This window comes from Ornithinimicrobium kibberense (assembly GCF_006519705.1).
In the GTDB taxonomy this organism is placed as follows: domain Bacteria; phylum Actinomycetota; class Actinomycetes; order Actinomycetales; family Dermatophilaceae; genus Ornithinicoccus; species Ornithinicoccus kibberensis.
The window spans coordinates 128,673-143,791 of the sequence record NZ_VFXM01000010.1 but is presented as its reverse complement, the minus strand read 5'-3'; the positions used below and the strand labels follow the sequence as shown (position 1 = coordinate 143,791).

Here is a 15,119-nt window from a genome sequence, read left to right as displayed (position 1 = left end):
AATAATATCGGGACGCTGCCCGTTGACCAGGGTGATGCCGACGCTACCCCCGTCGGACCCGACCCCTGAGGAGGGACACCATGACCGCACGGACCAGCGGCCTGCACCACGTGACCGCGATCGCCGGCGACCCCCAGCGCAACATCGACTTCTACATCGAGGGCCTGGGGCTGCGTCTTGTCAAGCGCACCGTCAACTTCGACGACCCGTCGACCTACCACCTCTACTACGGCGACGAGTCCGGCAACCCCGGGTCGCTGATGACCTTCTTCCCCTGGCGCGGGGTCCCGAAGGGCCGTGTCGGTGCCGGCCAGTCCACCTCGACCGCCTTCTCGGTCCCGCAGGACAGCCTCGGCTGGTGGAAGGACCACTTCGCCGGCCTGGGCGTCGAGCCCACCCTGACCTCGAGCACCGGTGAGGACCGTCTCCTCGTCCGCGACCCGGACGGCCTGGTCATCGAGCTGGTCGCCTCATCGACCACCGACCCGCGCGACCCGTGGGACTCCGCCTCCGTCCCGGCCGAGCACGCCGTCCGGGGCCAGCACTCCTCGGTCCTCACCGTGGGGGACCCCGCCGGGACGCTGCGGGTGCTCACCGAGGACCTCGGCATGAGCATCGTCGAGGAGGACGGCACCCGCACGCGCGTGGCGGCCGGTGAGGGCGGCCCCGGCTGCTTCGTCGACGTCGTCGCCGACCCCCGCGCCCAGGACGGGCTGACCGCCGGCGGCACGGTCCACCACATCGCCTTCCGGGTCCCCGACCAGGCGACGCAGGAGCAGTGGCGCCAGGAGCTGGTCGAGCGGGGCCACCACGTGACCTCGATCCTGGACCGGCAGTACTTCACCTCGATCTACTTCCGCGAGCCCGGCGGCGTGCTGTTCGAGATCGCCACCGACACCCCGGGCTTCGACGTCGACGAGCCCCTGCTCGAGCTCGGCCGCTCGCTCAAGCTGCCGCCATGGCTGGAGCCCAGCCGCGAGGCCATCGAGCACTCGGTCGCCCCGATCGCGCTGCCGCAGGAGAACAACCCGGCGGTGGAGCAGTGAGCGCCGCGGACACCGTGCGGGACTGGCCCCACCTGTTCACCCCCGGTGACGCCGACGCCCCGGTGCTGCTCCTCCTGCACGGGACGGGCGGCAACGAGCAGGAGATCTCCGCGCTGGCCCCCGAGCTGGACCCGCGGGCGGCCGTCCTCGCCCCACGCGGGCGGGTTCGGGAGCAGGGCATGCCGCGCTGGTTCCGCCGCCTGGGTGAGGGCGTCTTCGACGTCGACGACGTCGTGGCCCGCGCCGGGGAGCTGGCCGGCTTCGTGACCGCCGCGCGTGCGCACCACGGGTTGGTCGGGCGCCCGCTGGTCGCCGTGGGCTTCTCCAACGGCGCCAACATCGCCCTGGCCACCGCGATGCTGCACCCCGACGTGCTCGACCGGGTGGTGGCCTTCTCCGGGATGTACCCCTTCGCCGACCGGGACGAGGCCGTCTCCCTGGACGGCGTCCAGGTCACGACGCTGAACGGTCGCGAGGACCCGATGGCCCCGCTGGAGAGCGTGACCCGGCTCGTCGAGGTGCTCCGGGACCGGGGCGCCGACGTCGAGCAGCACCTGCGCGCGGGGGGCCACGGCATCTTCCCGCAGGACCTGGCCCGGGGCCGGGAGGCCGTGGCGCGGGCCAGCTGACCCGGCGACCGGGGCCTGCCCGGGCGTCAGCTCGACCGCGTGCCGGCGCTCGACCGCGTGCCGGCGACCATCGGCTCCCCCGCCCACGCCCCTCGCAGCAGATCCCGGAGGTTCTCGCGGTCGACGGGCCGGGGGTTGGACGGGGGGGCCTGCTCCAGGACGAGGTCCGTGGCCTCGGGCAGGTCCTCCTCCCGCAGACCCAGCTCGCGCAGGGACCGCGGGGCGTCGAGGTCGCCGTAGAGGGCGTCGAGGCCGCCCACCGCGTCGTCGGCGCCGAGCGCCCCGGCGAGCCGCAGCACGGCCTCCGGGGCCGCGGGGGCGTTGAAGGCCAGCACGTGCGGAAGCACGACGGCATGGGTCCGTGCGTGCGGCAGGTCGAAGCGGCCGCCGAGCACGTGGCAGATCTTGTGGTGCAGCCCCGACCCGGCGCCGGCGAAGGCCACCGCGGCCAGGTAGGCACCGGCCAACGTCAGCTCACGCCCGCGCAGGCCCCCAGGGTCCGCGACGACGAGCGGGAGGCCGGCGCCCAGCAGCCGTGCCCCCTCGACGGCCAGGCCGGTCGCGACCGGGTTCGCCGTCGGCCCCCACAGGGAGTCCACGCAGTGGGCCATCGCGTTCAGCCCGCTGGCCACGCTCAGCCCCACCGGCATCGACACGGTGAGCTCGGCGTCGTAGACGACCGCCCTCGGCAGGACCCGCTCGTCCGATCCGGTGGTCTTTCGCCCCTCCTGCGTCAGGCCCCACACATCCGTCGCCTCGGACCCGGAGTAGGTCGTGGGCACGGCCACCACCGGCAGGCCGGTCGTCAGGGCCACGGCCTTGGCGAGCCCGGTGGCCGAGCCGCCCCCGACGCTGACGACCAGGTCGACACCGTGATCCTGCGCGACCGCGCGCGCCTTCTCTGCGGTGCCCACCGGCACGTGCTGGACCACCTCGTCGAACCACACCGCCACCTCCACCCCGTCGAGCAGGCGGCGGGCGGTCCCGGCGGAGCTGGACGTCACCACAACCATCGGCCGCAGCGCACCCTGCCGCCCGAGCTCGGCACGCAGGTGCTCGGCGGCGGACCCGCTGCCGAAGAGGACGCGCTGGGGCAGGACGCGGTGCTCGAAGGCCAACCGGTCCGGGGCGGGCTCGGGTGTCGTCATGATGCCCATCCTGCCCGCAGGCTCCCGGGGTGCGCCGGCCCACCCACGTCGTACCCCTCCCTCTAGGATCGAGGGTGTCCGCCGGGAGAGGGAGGATCCGTGACGGGCGTTGTTCGCGCCACGCCCGCTGAGCCCGGGCCCCGCGGGCGTCAGGCCGCGGCCTCCGAGCCCTCCTCGGCGTCGAACTCCCCGCCCCGCACGGCCGCCATCGCACGGGTCCAGCGCAGCAGCTGGTCGAGCATCGGGCCGACCGACTGCACGACCGGCCCCGTCGGGGCGAGCTCGGAGAAGTTCTCGAAGTCGTGGAACAGCGACAGCGACACGGTCGCCCGGACGTGGGCCATCTGCATCTGGGACAGGATCCCGCGCAGGTGCTCGACCGCACGGGCCCCGCCGACGGCGCCGTAGGACACGAACGCGGCGGCCTTGTCCTGCAGCTCCGGCGAGAGGTAGTCGATCGCGTTCTTCAGCGCCCCGGTGACCGAGTGGTTGTACTCCGGCACCACGAAGACGTAGCCGTCGTAGCCCTCGACGGCCCTCGACCACCGCTGCCCGGCCTCGCTCTCCGGCGGGGCCACGGACGGCGAGGCCGGCTCGGCGAACACCGGAAGGTCGAAGTCGGCCAGGTCCAGGATCTCGAAGTCGGCGTCGCCGCGGGCGTCGGCGAGCGACTTCACCCAGGCGGCGACCTCGAGGCTCCTGCGTCCCGGACGGACGCTGCCGGTCACCATGGCGATCTTCGTCACGGTGTCGTTCTCCTCTGCACAGCACGTCGGGGCGCGTCCCTCGCACCCTCACGTCTGTGAAGCGTCAACTACCGGAGGATGTTCCCCCGCCCGCCGTGGTCCGCGTCACAGCCCGGCGCGCCAGGGCCGCCCGGTCCCACCCGGCCGTCGTGGCCACCGCCTCGTAGGTGCTCTGGAGGAAGTCCAGCAGCACCGCGTCCGGGTCGTCGGCGGTGCGCACGGCCGTGTACGGCAGGACGGCCTCGCCCAGCGCCTCGTCGAAGCGCGCAGCGGGGGCCCCGGCGAGCACGCCCGGAAGCCGTCCGGTTCGGGGTAGGCGTAGGAGTAGAAGATGCCCTCCCCCTCGCCACCGGGCCAGTACCCCGCGCTGCTGACCTCGTGCGAGTAGGCCTCGTGCATGACGTGCGGCCCGCAGTTCGGTACGCCCCCGGGGTGCGGAGGGGCCTCGCGTCCCGAGAAGCGCGTGGTCGCCAGGTCCAGCGCGCCCCAGAACAGGTGCACCGGGCTCGACTTGCCCACGAACCGGGCCCGGAAGACGTCGAAGACCCGCTCGGTCTCGACCATCGCACGCCAGAACCTCGTCACGGCCGCGGCGTCGTAGGCGTCGTGCACCTCGTCGTCGGCGAACGGGACGGCTCCCGGGATCTCCACGGGCACCGGCCAGATCTCCGTGGCCAGGTCGAGCTCGTCCAGCCGTGCCATCAGCTCGGCGTGGAAGTCCCGGACCGACCTCGGCTCCAGGGCCATCGACCCGGCCTCCCCCGTGGTGGTCACGATGTCGAGCCGGTGGTCCACGAGGTCGAGGTCGATGGTGAAGCTGCGACCGGGCCGGTCGGGCATCAGGGAGGTCGTCAGGCCCCGGCCGGTCAGGTACAGCGGGGCGTTCCACCAGTGGTTGAGCAGCGGGGTCCGGGCGATCCGGATCTTGCCCACGACCTGCAGCCAGAGGGTGAACGTGTCGCGCGTGTCGACCCACCCGTCCACCGGCAGCTCGGGCCAGGCGGAGCCCGTCACGTCGAGGAGGGGTCGTAGGACGGCGCCGGTCCTGCCCCGGGGACCTCGAACGCCACCGCGTCGGCGTAGCACCACCACCAGTCCTCCCCCGGCTCGAACGACCGGATCAACGGATGGTCGTCGTGCTGGTGCCAGTGCGCCGTCGCGTGCTGGTTGGGCGAGCTGTCGCAGCACCCGACGTGCCCGCACGTCATGCAGATGCGCAGGTGGACCCAGCTGTCCCCCGTCCGCAGGCACTCCTCGCACCCCTGGGCGGAGGGTATGACGTCGCGCACCGTGTCCAGGTGCGTGCAGGGAGGCATGGCCATGGCTTCTCCTCGGGTCCGGGGTTCCAGGCTAGAGGTGGACGCGTCCTGGGCGCAGCCTCAGGCCAGGGCGGCCCGGTGCAGCTGCGCGAGCGCGGGGTAGTGCCCGATGCCCTTCCGCAGGCCCGCCCGTTCCTCGTCGGTCAGCTCCCGCCGGACCTTGGCGGGCACCCCGGCCACGAGCGACCCGGACGGCACCTGCGTGCCCTCGAGCACGACCGCCCCGGCCGCGACCAGGCACGACTCCCCGACCACCGCGCCGTTCATCACGACCGCCCCCATGCCGACGATCGTGCCGGTGCCGACCGAGCACCCGTGCAGCACGGCGCCGTGGCCCACCGACACGTCGTCCGCCACCGTCGTCGGGAACCCGGCGTCGGCGTGCACGACGACGTTGTCCTGCAGGTTCACCCGCTCCCCCAGGGTGATCTGCTCGCTGTCGCCCCGCACGGACGCGCCGTACCAGATGCTGCTGCCCGCCCCGATCCGCACGCTGCCGCTGACCACGGACTGCGGCGCGAGCCACGCCTCCGGGTCGATCTCGGGCCGCCGGTCGCCCAGGGGCAGGACCAGACCTGCTGCTGCCATCGTCGTCTCCTTCGCTCGTCGGGCTCCGACCATGGTCCTCCGGCCGGTAGCGTCCGGGGAGGGGACCACGCCGAGGAGGAGGAGGCATCCGTGGAGGACGTCGTCGTCATCGGTGCGGGCATCGTCGGTCTGGCGACCGCCCGCGCCCTGCTCCTGGCCCGTCCCGGCCTGCGGGTCGTCGTCGTCGACAAGGCCGACGAGGTCGGCACCGCCCAGACCGGCCACAACTCCGGGGTGATCCACGCCGGGCTGTACTACGCCCCCGGCTCGCTCAAGGCCCGCCTGTGCCGGGCCGGGGCCACGGCCACCACGCAGTTCTGCGACGAGCACGGCATCCCCCACCGGACCGTCGGCAAGCTCGTCGTGGCCACCGACCCCACCGAGCTGGGGCGCATGGAGGCGCTCCACGCCCGGGCCCTGGAGAACGGCATACCGGTCCGTCGCGTGGACCGGGCCGAGCTGGCGGAGATGGAACCCCTGGTCACCGGGCTCGGGGCCGTGCACTCCCCGGGGACCGGCGTCGTCGACTTCCGGCGGGTGGCCCGGGTTATGGCCGACGACGTCCTCGCGCGCGGCGGGAGCGTGCGCCTCCGCTCGTCGGTGCGTGCCGTCCAGGAGTCGGGCGGGAGCTCCCCCGGCGTGGACGTCGAGACCGACACGGGCCTGGTGCGGGCGCGGTATGCCGTCGCGTGCGCCGGTCTGCAGGCGGACCGGGTCGCCCGGCTCGGCGGGCTGGACGTGGACTTCCGGATCGTGCCCTTCCGCGGGGAGTACTACCAGCTGCCGCTGGACCGCCGGCCCGTGCAGCGGCTCATCTACCCCGTCCCCGACCCGGCCCTGCCGTTCCTGGGCGTGCACCTCTCGCCCACGATCGACGGCCGGGTCACGGTCGGACCCAACGCGGTGCTCGGCCTGGCGCGCGAGGGCTACCCGCGGTGGTCGTTGGACCCGCGGGACGTGGCCTCGTTCGCGACCTTCCCGGGGATGTGGCGCTTCGCCCGCCACCACGTGCGCACCGGCCTGGCCGAGGTCCGGGACTCGATCAGCCGGCGGGCCTACCTGCAGCGGGTCCGGCGCTACTGCCCGTCGGTGACCCTGGAGGACCTGCGCCCCTACCCGGCGGGGATCCGCGCGCAGGCGGTCGACCGCCGCGGGAGGTCGGTCGAGGACTTCCTGCTGCGCCGGACCGCCCGCCAGCTGCACGTGTGCAACGCCCCCTCGCCGGCTGCCACCTCCGCGATCCCGATCGGGGAGCTGATCCGCGACGAGGTGCTGGCAGCGATCGGCTGACGCGGTCAGCCCCGGCCGAGCAGCCCCTTGACGTACTCCGCCTGCCCGAGGTGCTTCGCCGCGTCCTCGAGCACCGAGTAGATCCGCACCGCGACCGTCACCGGCGGGTCCCAGCTGTCGTCGAGGACCCGGCCGTAGTCCTCCTCCCCCAGCCCGTGCACGAGCCGACGGGTCAGCTCGTGGACGGCGGCGGCATACCCCTCGAGCAGGGCCGGGTCCGGAACCTCGAACCGGCCGACGTCGCCCGGGTCCTGGCCGTAGCCGTGCGCGTCCGGGGCGTAGGGCAGGTCGAACCGTTCCTGCCAGCCGCCCGCACGCCAGACCTCCTCCTCCCCCGCGATCTGCGCGAGCTGGGCGTCCTGCTGGCGGCTCAGGTGCCACAGCAGCCACCCGACCGGGTTGGCGTCGATGCCGGGACGCCACCGCAGGTCCTCGGCGTCGAGCCCGCCGAGGACCTCCCCCACCCCCTCCTCGATGCGCTGGAAGCCGTCGAGCAGGACGGCACGGACGAGGTCGGTGGCGGCAGCGGTCATGCCGTCAGTGTGTCCACGACGACCGACACCCCACAACCGGACCGGCCAGGTCCTACTCCCCCTGCGCGGCGCGCCACTCCTCGATCTCGGCGTCCAGCCGCGCCCGCCGCTCCGGCGTCACGAACGCGGCCTCGGCGCTGTGGTGCGCGAGCGTGGCCAGCTCGGCGGTCGTCAGTCCGAGCGCGGCGGTGAGCTCGCGGTAGTTGTCGTCGACGTAGCCGCCGAAGTAGGCCGGGTCGTCGCTGTTGACGGTGACCACGACGCCGCGGTCCATCAGCTCACGCACCGGGTAGCCCTCGAGGGAGTCCACCACCTGCAGGCGGACGTTCGACAGCGGGCACAGCGTCAGCGGCACCCGCTCGGCCGCCAGCCGGTCGACCAGGGCGTCGTCCTCCAGCGACCGCAGGCCGTGGTCGACGCGCTCCACGCCGAGGACGTCGAGCACCTCGGTGACGTTGGCCGCCGGCCCCTCCTCGCCCGCGTGGGCCACCCGGTGCAGCCCGTGCGCGGCTGCGAGCTCGAACGCCTCGCGGAACGGCGCCGCCGACCCGGTCTCCGAGGAGCACAGCCCGACCCCCAGCAGCGGGACGTCGACAGCCAGGGCCTCCCGCAGCGCAGCGGTCGCCTCCTCCCCGGGCAGGTGCCGCAGGAAGGTGACGATGAGCCCGGCGGTCAGCCCGTGCTCGCCTTCGGCGGCCTCGAGAGCCCCGGACACCCCCCGCAGCACGACCTCGGCGGAGACGCCCCGGGCCGTGTGCGCCTGCAGGTCGAGGAACACCTCGGTATGCCGCACGCCGCCGGCCGCCGCCCGCGCCAGGTAGGCGCGGGTCAGGTCGGCGAAGTCCTCCTCGGTGCGCAGCACCGCCATGTTGGCGTAGTAGAGGTCGAGGAAGTGCTGCAGCCCGGTGAAGTCGTAGCGCGAGCGCAGGTCGTCGATGTCGGCCCACGGCAGCTGCACGCCGTTGCGCTCGGCCAGGGTGTAGATGAGCTCGGGCTCGAGGGTGCCCTCGAGGTGCAGGTGCAGCTCTGCGGTGGGGATCGTCATGGGGGCATGATGGCAGGAGCCCGGGCCGTGGGGCCCGAGGTCCTTCCGCGCCGGGCTCAGGCCACCGCCGCCCCCACCTCCGGACTCACCCCGGTCCGCCGCTTCCACACCGCGGCGACGGCCAGCCCGGCGACGATGTCCCAGATCCCCCACCAGGCGGCGACGAGCGCCATCCCGCCGAGCCCGTCGAAGAAACTGAAGACCAGCAGCAGGCCCAGGCCCGCGTTGCGGATCCCGACCTCGAAGGTGGACGCCTTGACCGAGCCCTCGGGCAGCCGCGCGGCCCGCCCGATGGCGTACCCCAGCAGCAGCGCCAACGCGTCGTGCACGAACACCGCCACCACGACCAACCCGATGTAGGCGGTGAAGATCGCCCAGTTGTTGGCCACCCCGACGACGATGACGGCCGCCAGGCCCAGCGTGGCGACCGGACCGACCACCCGACGGGCCTTCCCGGCGAACCGCGGGAACCGGTGGCTGAGGTAGATCCCCACGACGAACGGCAGCCCGATGACGAGCAGGATCTCGGCCAGCATCGACAGCGGGCTCAGCTCGATCTCGCGCAGCAGGTCGCGCCCGGTCGGGTGCAGCGAACCCCAGAACGCCACGTTGACCGGCATGAGGAAGATCGCCAGCACGTTGCCCACCGAGGTCATCGACACCGACATCGCCACGTCGCCGCCGGCCCGGTGCGTGAGGATGTTGGACACGTTGCCCGGCGGGCAGCAGGCCACGAGGATCAGTCCCAGCGCCAGCGACCCGCGCAGGTCCAGCAGCAGGGTCAGCACGAAGGTGATCGCCGGCAGCACGAGGAACTGCGCGAACACCGCCACGAGGATCGCCCACGGCCGCCTGACCGCCCGCCGGAAGTCCGACACCCGCGTGTCCAGCGCCACCCCGAGCAGGATGAGCCCGAGCACGATCCGCAGCGTCGTCAGCGAGCCCTCGTCGAAGGCGATCCGGATGTCGTCGACGTCGGTCACGGCGCCACCCCGAGCTCGGCCGTCTGCGCCCGGACCGCCCGACGGTAGGCGTCCTTGTTGACGTAGTACGCCATCCGCTCCAGCCCGAGGTAGTGGTAGCCGCCCGTGAGGTCGGGCCAGCTTGAGCGGTCGCCCACCGTGGCCCACATCCGCGCCGCCGCCTTGGGGTCGCGCTCGCGCGCGGCGAGGTATGCGGCCACCAGCTCGGCCTGCTCCCAGCGCCCCTGCCAGCCGATCCCGGAGGCCTCGACCATGCCGACCACGTACAGGCCCTCGGCGGCCGGGCTGACGATCTGCAGGTAGAGCTCCGGCGCGCCGGCACCGTCCGGCCAGGCCAGCAGCGACGGGTCGAGGAAGGGGTAGTGCAGGCGGTAGCCGGTGGCGAGGACGAGAACGTCGTACTCGCGCCGTGTCCCGTCGCGGAAGACGACCCCGTCGCCGTCGAGCCGCTCCACGTCCGGCCGCACGGTCGCGTCGCCGTGCCCGAGGTGGTGCAGGATCAGGCTGTTGACGATCGGGTGCGACTCGTAGAGCTTGTGGTCCGGCTCGGGGAAGCCGAAGCGGGTCGGGTCGCCGGTGAACATGCGCAGCAGCCGGCTGTCGACCACCTGCTTGATCCGCGGCGGCAGCGGACGGCCCTGGTTGAGGGTGTCGGCGGGGCGGCCGAAGACGTACTTGGGCACGAAGTGGTAGCCGCGCCGCACGCTGATGTCGACACTGGCGGCGTGGTGGACGGCGTCGACGACGATGTCGCAGCCCGAGTTGCCCGCGCCCACGACCAGCACCCGCTTGCCCGCGAGGACGTCGGGCCGCTTGTACTCCGCCGTGTGGAAGACCTCCCCGTCGAAGTGCCCCGGCAGCTGCGGCACGTTCGGCTCGGACAGGGTGCCGTTGGCGACGACCACGCCCGCGTGCTCGGTCTCCACGGGTATGCCGTCGCGCCCGGTCGCGCGGACCACCCACCCGGTCGACGGGTCGCCGGGGTCGCCCAGCGGCTCGACGGAGGTGATCTCGGTGCCGAAGCGGTAGTGCTCGCGGAGGCCGAAGCGGTCGGCGTAGGAGCGGAAGTAGGCCAGCAGGTGCCGGTGCGAGGGGTAGTCGGGCGTGCCCTCCGGCATGGGGTGCTCGGCGAACTCGGTCGTCGTCCGGGAGGAGATGAGGTGGGCCGACTCGTAGACCGTCGACCGCTGCGCGTCGATGTCCCACAGCCCGCCGACGTCGGCGGCCAGCTCGTACCCGGTCCACGGCAGCCCGAAGCGCTGGAGGTTGCGGGCCGCGGCCAGGCCGGACGGACCGGCGCCGATGACGGCGTAGGAGGGCGAGCTCATCCAGGGGTTCCTTGTCGCAGGCGGCGGGTCATCAGGCGGGCGTAGGTGCGGGGGGCCAGGCGCGAGGCCTGCCAGGCGAGGTGCGCGGTGCGTCCGACCAGGGCGCGGTCCCGGCGCAGGCGGACGACGTCGAGCACGGCGGCGGCCACGTCGTCCGGCCTGACCGGGGCTCCCGTGGTCGAACGGTCACGGCTGCCGTCGGCGGTCGTCAGCACGGTGGTGACGAAGGTCGGGTGGACGAGACCGACGTGGACCCCGTCGGCGGCCAGCTCGGGACGCAGCGCCTCCATCAGGCCGGTGACGGCGTGCTTGGCCGCGACGTACGCAGGCCGGCCCGCGACCGGGGCGAAGCCGGCGACCGACCCGATCGTCACGACGCTGCCCCTGCTCCCCCGCAGGTGCGGCAGGGCGGCGAGGGTGCAGGCCAGCGCGCCGAGGTGGTTCACCTCGAGGACCCGGCGGTGCGTGGCCAGGTCGTGGTCCTCGACCGTGCCGATGGCCGAGATGCCGGCGTTGTTGACGAGGACGTCCAGGCGGCCGTGGTCGGCGACGACCTGCCCGACCGCCGCACCGACCTGCTCCTGGTCGGTGATGTCGCAGGCGAGGATGCCAGCCTCCGGGTCGGCGACCAGGTCCAGCCCCACGACCACCGCGCCCTCGGCGGCGAACTGCGTCCGCAGCGCCGTGCCGATGCTCCCGGCGGCACCGGTGACCAGCACGACGGCGTCGCGCAGGTCGGCTCGGCCGCGCGGATGCGCAGTGCTGGGTGTCCTCTTCGTCACGGTGGCACGCAGGCTAGCCGACGGCCCCCGCCCCTCCCCGGCGTGTCGCCCAGCCCAACCCCCACCCCCGGCGTGTCGCGCACTGTGCCGTGGCCGTTGCGGCGTGTCCCGTGCCTGGACCCCGGCGGTGCAGCACGCGACACGCAGCAGGACGAGGATCCCGGCAGACTGGGCCGATGACGTCCTGGTTCAGCAACCCCGCGGCCCGGCGGTGGACGCCTGCCGACGCCACCGGCGGCGCTCGCGACTTCCACCGCTCCCTGCCCGGCTACGCCCCCAGCCCGCTCGCGGACCTGCCGGCCCTGGCGGAGGAGCTGGGCGTCGGCCGGGTCCTGGTCAAGGACGAGTCCTCCCGCCTGGGACTGCCGGCGTTCAAGATCCTCGGCGCCTCGTGGGCCTGCCGCCAGGTGCTGGACCGCTTCCCCGGGGCCGAGCTGGTCACCGCCACCGACGGCAACCACGGCCGAGCGGTCGCCCGGACGGCCCGCGAGCTGGGCGCGACCGCCACGATCTTCGTCCCGGCCCTCATGCCGGCCAGCACGTCGGCCCTCGTCGAGGGCGAGGGCGCCCGGGTGGTGCGGGTCGAGGGCGACTACGACGACGCGGTCCGGGCCGCGGCCCACCACGCGACGGCGGCCGACGACCGGGCCCTCGTGCAGGACACCGCCTGGGAGGGGTACGAGGACGTGCCGGGATGGATCGTCGAGGGCTACCGGACGATGGTGGAGGAGGTCGACGAGCAGCTGGGCCGCCGGCCGGACCTCGTCGCCGTCCCCGTGGGCGTCGGCTCCCTGGCCCAGGCCGTGGTGTCGCACTACCGCACCGCCCCGCACTCCTTCCAGACCACCCGCGTCCTGTCCGTCGAGCCAGACACCGCCGCGTGCCTGCTCGCCAGCCTGCGGGACGGCACACCTACCTCGGTTCCCACGGCCGGCACCGTCATGGCCGGGATGAACTGCGGCACCGTCTCGGCCCTGGCCTGGCCCGTCCTACGCGACGGGTGCGACGCCGCCGTAGCCGTGACCGACGAGCAGGCCCTCACCGCGTCCCGCGACCTCCGGGAGCTCGGCGTCTCCTCCGGCCCGTGCGGCGCAGCCACCCTGGCCGGGGCTCGCGCGGCGCTCGACGACCCCTCTCGACGCGCCGACCTGGCTCTCCCGCCCGACGCCGTCGTCGTTCTGCTCAGCACGGAAGGGCTCGACGCCGCATGAGCGCCGTCACCACGCCCGCCGACGTCCACCGCCTCCTCGGCGGGAGGCTGCACGCCTGGCGCCACCACCTGCACCGCCACCCGGAGACCGCCTTCGCCGAGCACGCCACCGCAGACCGCCTGGCCACGACCCTCCAGGACCTGGGGTATGCCGTCGCCCGCGGCGTCGGCGGCACCGGCCTGGTCGCCTCGCTCACCCGGGGCGACGCCGACGACGACCGACCCTCGCGGACCGTCGGGCTCCGTGCCGACATGGACGCCCTGCCGATCCAGGAGGTCGAGGGCCGTGAGCACGGGTCGACCAACCCCGGGACGATGCACGCCTGCGGGCACGACGGGCACATGACCATGGCGCTCGGCGCGGCCGCGGTGCTGGCCGAGGAGGGCGGCTTCACCGGGACGGTCCGGCTGGTCCTCCAGCCCGCCGAGGAGCCCGGCCGTGGCGCCCAGGCGATGGTCGACGACGGTCTGCTGCAGCGCTTCCCGATCGACGTCCTCTACGGGCTGCACAACCTGCCCGGCGTCCCGGCCGGCCACCTGCACGTGCGTCCGGGTGGAATCATGGCCAGCGAGGACAACTTCACCATCACGGTCCACGGCCGGGGCGGCCACGCCGCCCCCCCGGAGGCGGTCGTCGACCCGCTCGTGGCCGGCGCCGAGATCGTCCTGGCCCTGCAGACGGTGGTCGCTCGCAACGTCGACCCCGTGCACCCGGCCGTGGTGTCCTGCACCGGGTTCGAGACCGACGGGGCGCGCAACGCCATACCCTCCACGGTTCGGATCACCGGGGACACCCGCAGCTTCGACCCGCAGGTCCAGGTCCTGCTGGAGGAGCGGATCCGTGGGATCGCGACCGGCGTGGCGGCGGCGCACGGGGCGCGGGCCGAGGTGACCTACACCCACGAGTTCGCCCCGACGGTCAACGACCCGGAGGTCACCGCCCGGGCGGTCGCAGCCGCCCTCGCCGTCCTCGGTCCGGACCGGGTGGTGGCCGACTGCGACCCGGTCATGCCGAGCGAGGACTTCGGGGTCCTGGCCCGGCACGTGCCGGCGTGCTTCTCCCTGCTGGGCAACGGCACCGAGCCCGGCCGCGGAGGGACGCCCCTGCACAGCAGCGACTACGACCTCAACGACGAGATCCTCCCCGCCGGCGTGGCCTTCCTCGTGCAGGCGGTGCGGGCCGAGCTGCCGGAGCCCTGACCCTCGCAGCCGGACCGCCCGCCAGGCGCGGACCGGCCGTCAGTAGAGGAACATCGGCTTCCCGCGCACGTGCCGCACCATCGGCCGGTAGTTCGCCGCGTCGTAGAGCTCGCCCACATCGACCCGCTTGACGCCCTCCCCGGTCACCGAGATCGGGACGCTGCTGTAGCTGCCGTTGCGCAGCGCCACCATGCGCCCGGTCGACCCGTCCAGGGCCAGGTCGGCGGCCATGACGGCGTAGTTGGTGGCGACCATGAGGTCGAGGGAGTCCGGGCTGCCCGAGCGCATGAGGTAGCCGACCTGCTGGTAGATGATCCCCTCGCCCGTCCGCTCCTTGATGAGCTCGCCGGCGACCTGCCCGATGCCGCCGAGCTTGCGGTGCCCGTAGGCGTCGGCCTCGCCGGTGAGCATCATGTCCCCGCCCTTGACGGTGGCCCCCTCGGAGATCGTCACCATCGCGTAGTTGGAGGGGTTGGCCGCCTTGTCCGCCAGCAGCAGCTCGCAGACACGGTCGACGTCGAAGGGCACCTCCGGGATCAGGGCCCGGTCGACCCCGGCGAGGTATGCCGTGATGAGCGAGGTCTCCCCGGAGTAGCGCCCGAACAGCTCGACGACCGCGATCCGCTCGTGCGACCCGGTGGAGGTGCGCAGGTTGTGGATGAACTGCACGCCCCGGGTCACCGCGGTCGAGAAGCCGATGCAGTAGTCGGTGCCGTTGACGTCGTTGTCCATCGTCTTGGGGATGGCGATCGTCGGCACGCCCTCCTGGTGCATCCGCAACCCGTAGGACAACGTGTCGTCGCCGCCGATGGGGATGAGCACGTCGATGCCGGCCGCCTCGATGACCTTCAGCACGTGCGGCGTGAGGTCGTGCGGGCCGTCCCCCTCGACCGACCCGGCCAGGAAGTCCGGCACGTCGCCGGTCTTCACCTTCCCGGGATTGGTCCGCGAGCTGTGCAGGAAGGTGCCGCCGGTCCGGTCGACGGTGCGCACGCCCACCGGGTCGAGCTCGACCAGGTTCTCGGCCACGGACGCCGGGTCGTCGAGGTCGGTGCTCAACAGGCCGCCCCACCCCCGCCGGATGCCGGTGACCTGGTGCCCCTTCTCGTGGACCCGGTTGACCACGGCCTTGATGCAGGGGTTGAGTCCCGGGACGTCACCGCCGCCGGTGAGGATGCCGATGCGCACGTCGCTCTCCGCTCTGACCGGGGCCGCTCCGCCCCGGCCGGTCGTAGGGGTGCGCGTCAGGCTAACGGAGGAGCACGCCCCGGC

16 protein-coding genes and 1 pseudogene are annotated in these 15,119 nt (G+C 73.6%); 5 read left to right on the top strand and 12 right to left on the bottom strand.

What is annotated here, in order from left to right:
- Nucleotides 1–80 precede the first annotated feature (80 nt).
- Entirely contained in the window at nt 81–1,046 is a 966-nt protein-coding gene (locus FJR00_RS10250; protein WP_141338633.1) for a ring-cleaving dioxygenase, read from the top strand.
- Nucleotides 1,043–1,675: an alpha/beta hydrolase gene (locus FJR00_RS10245; protein WP_238330428.1), complete on the top strand. Its 633-nt coding sequence runs from the start codon at nt 1,043–1,045 to the stop codon at nt 1,673–1,675. The genes FJR00_RS10250 and FJR00_RS10245 overlap by 4 nt, the downstream gene beginning before the upstream one ends.
- A 26-nt stretch (nt 1,676–1,701) precedes the next feature.
- Here FJR00_RS10245 and FJR00_RS10240 read toward each other — a convergent pair whose 3' ends face one another.
- The 6 genes and pseudogenes from FJR00_RS10240 to FJR00_RS10220 all read right to left on the bottom strand — a co-directional run bounded on the left by FJR00_RS10240 (nt 1,702) and on the right by FJR00_RS10220 (nt 5,476).
- Nucleotides 1,702–2,823 carry a maleylacetate reductase gene (locus tag FJR00_RS10240; RefSeq protein WP_141338631.1) on the bottom strand — a complete coding sequence of 374 codons (1,122 nt, stop codon included), beginning with the start codon at nt 2,821–2,823 and terminating at the stop codon, nt 1,702–1,704.
- 149 nt (nt 2,824–2,972) lie between these two features.
- On the bottom strand, nt 2,973–3,569 hold the full coding sequence (locus FJR00_RS10235) for an NADPH-dependent FMN reductase (RefSeq protein ID WP_141338630.1): 597 nt from the start codon (nt 3,567–3,569) through the stop codon (nt 2,973–2,975).
- 64 nt (nt 3,570–3,633) lie between these two features.
- Nucleotides 3,634–3,789 (bottom strand): DUF5996 family protein, encoded by a 156-nt coding sequence (locus FJR00_RS16665; RefSeq protein WP_377466685.1) that lies wholly within the window; start codon nt 3,787–3,789, stop codon nt 3,634–3,636.
- A gap of 119 nt (nt 3,790–3,908) precedes the next feature.
- Nucleotides 3,909–4,553, bottom strand: a pseudogene (locus FJR00_RS10230) (DUF5996 family protein); the annotation flags it as partial.
- A 26-nt stretch (nt 4,554–4,579) separates the two neighbouring features.
- Nucleotides 4,580–4,891, bottom strand: a complete 312-nt coding sequence (locus FJR00_RS10225; RefSeq protein ID WP_141338629.1) for a UBP-type zinc finger domain-containing protein — start codon at nt 4,889–4,891, stop codon at nt 4,580–4,582.
- A gap of 57 nt (nt 4,892–4,948) precedes the next feature.
- Entirely contained in the window at nt 4,949–5,476 is a 528-nt protein-coding gene (locus FJR00_RS10220) for a gamma carbonic anhydrase family protein (RefSeq protein ID WP_141338628.1), read from the bottom strand.
- A 90-nt stretch (nt 5,477–5,566) separates the two neighbouring features.
- Here FJR00_RS10220 and lhgO point away from each other — a divergent pair, with 90 nt between their 5' ends.
- A complete protein-coding gene (gene lhgO, locus FJR00_RS10215; RefSeq protein ID WP_141338627.1) occupies nt 5,567–6,766 on the top strand; it encodes an L-2-hydroxyglutarate oxidase in 1,200 nt (399 codons plus the stop codon).
- Nucleotides 6,767–6,771: 5 nt separating this feature from the next.
- On the opposite strand, the gene FJR00_RS10210 is transcribed toward lhgO, so the two are convergent.
- The 5 genes from FJR00_RS10210 to FJR00_RS10190 are packed head-to-tail and all read right to left on the bottom strand — an operon-like array spanning nt 6,772 to nt 11,437.
- Nucleotides 6,772–7,299, bottom strand: a complete 528-nt coding sequence (locus FJR00_RS10210) for a mycothiol transferase (protein ID WP_141338626.1) — start codon at nt 7,297–7,299, stop codon at nt 6,772–6,774.
- A 52-nt stretch (nt 7,300–7,351) separates the two neighbouring features.
- The gene (locus FJR00_RS10205) at nt 7,352–8,344 is read right to left on the bottom strand and encodes an adenosine deaminase (RefSeq protein WP_141338625.1); all 993 of its coding nucleotides are present in this window, start codon (nt 8,342–8,344) and stop codon (nt 7,352–7,354) included.
- A 56-nt stretch (nt 8,345–8,400) separates the two neighbouring features.
- Nucleotides 8,401–9,327, bottom strand: a complete 927-nt coding sequence (locus tag FJR00_RS10200; RefSeq protein ID WP_141338624.1) for a bile acid:sodium symporter family protein — start codon at nt 9,325–9,327, stop codon at nt 8,401–8,403.
- On the bottom strand, nt 9,324–10,655 hold the full coding sequence (locus FJR00_RS10195) for a flavin-containing monooxygenase (protein ID WP_141338623.1): 1,332 nt from the start codon (nt 10,653–10,655) through the stop codon (nt 9,324–9,326). The genes FJR00_RS10200 and FJR00_RS10195 overlap by 4 nt, the downstream gene beginning before the upstream one ends.
- Entirely contained in the window at nt 10,652–11,437 is a 786-nt protein-coding gene (locus FJR00_RS10190) for an SDR family NAD(P)-dependent oxidoreductase (RefSeq protein ID WP_141338622.1), read from the bottom strand. Before FJR00_RS10190 ends, FJR00_RS10195 begins: the two co-directional genes overlap by 4 nt.
- Before the next feature lie 176 nt (nt 11,438–11,613).
- On the opposite strand from FJR00_RS10190, the gene FJR00_RS10185 reads away from it, so the two are divergent.
- Complete coding sequence (locus FJR00_RS10185; RefSeq protein ID WP_141338621.1) at nt 11,614–12,648, top strand: pyridoxal-phosphate dependent enzyme; 1,035 nt, start codon at nt 11,614–11,616, stop codon at nt 12,646–12,648.
- Nucleotides 12,645–13,847, top strand: a complete 1,203-nt coding sequence (locus tag FJR00_RS10180) for an amidohydrolase (protein WP_141338620.1) — start codon at nt 12,645–12,647, stop codon at nt 13,845–13,847. Before FJR00_RS10185 ends, FJR00_RS10180 begins: the two co-directional genes overlap by 4 nt.
- 39 nt (nt 13,848–13,886) lie before the next feature.
- On the opposite strand, the gene FJR00_RS10175 is transcribed toward FJR00_RS10180, so the two are convergent.
- On the bottom strand, nt 13,887–15,035 hold the full coding sequence (locus FJR00_RS10175) for a 6-phosphofructokinase (protein ID WP_181409582.1): 1,149 nt from the start codon (nt 15,033–15,035) through the stop codon (nt 13,887–13,889).
- Nucleotides 15,036–15,119: the final 84 nt, after the last annotated feature.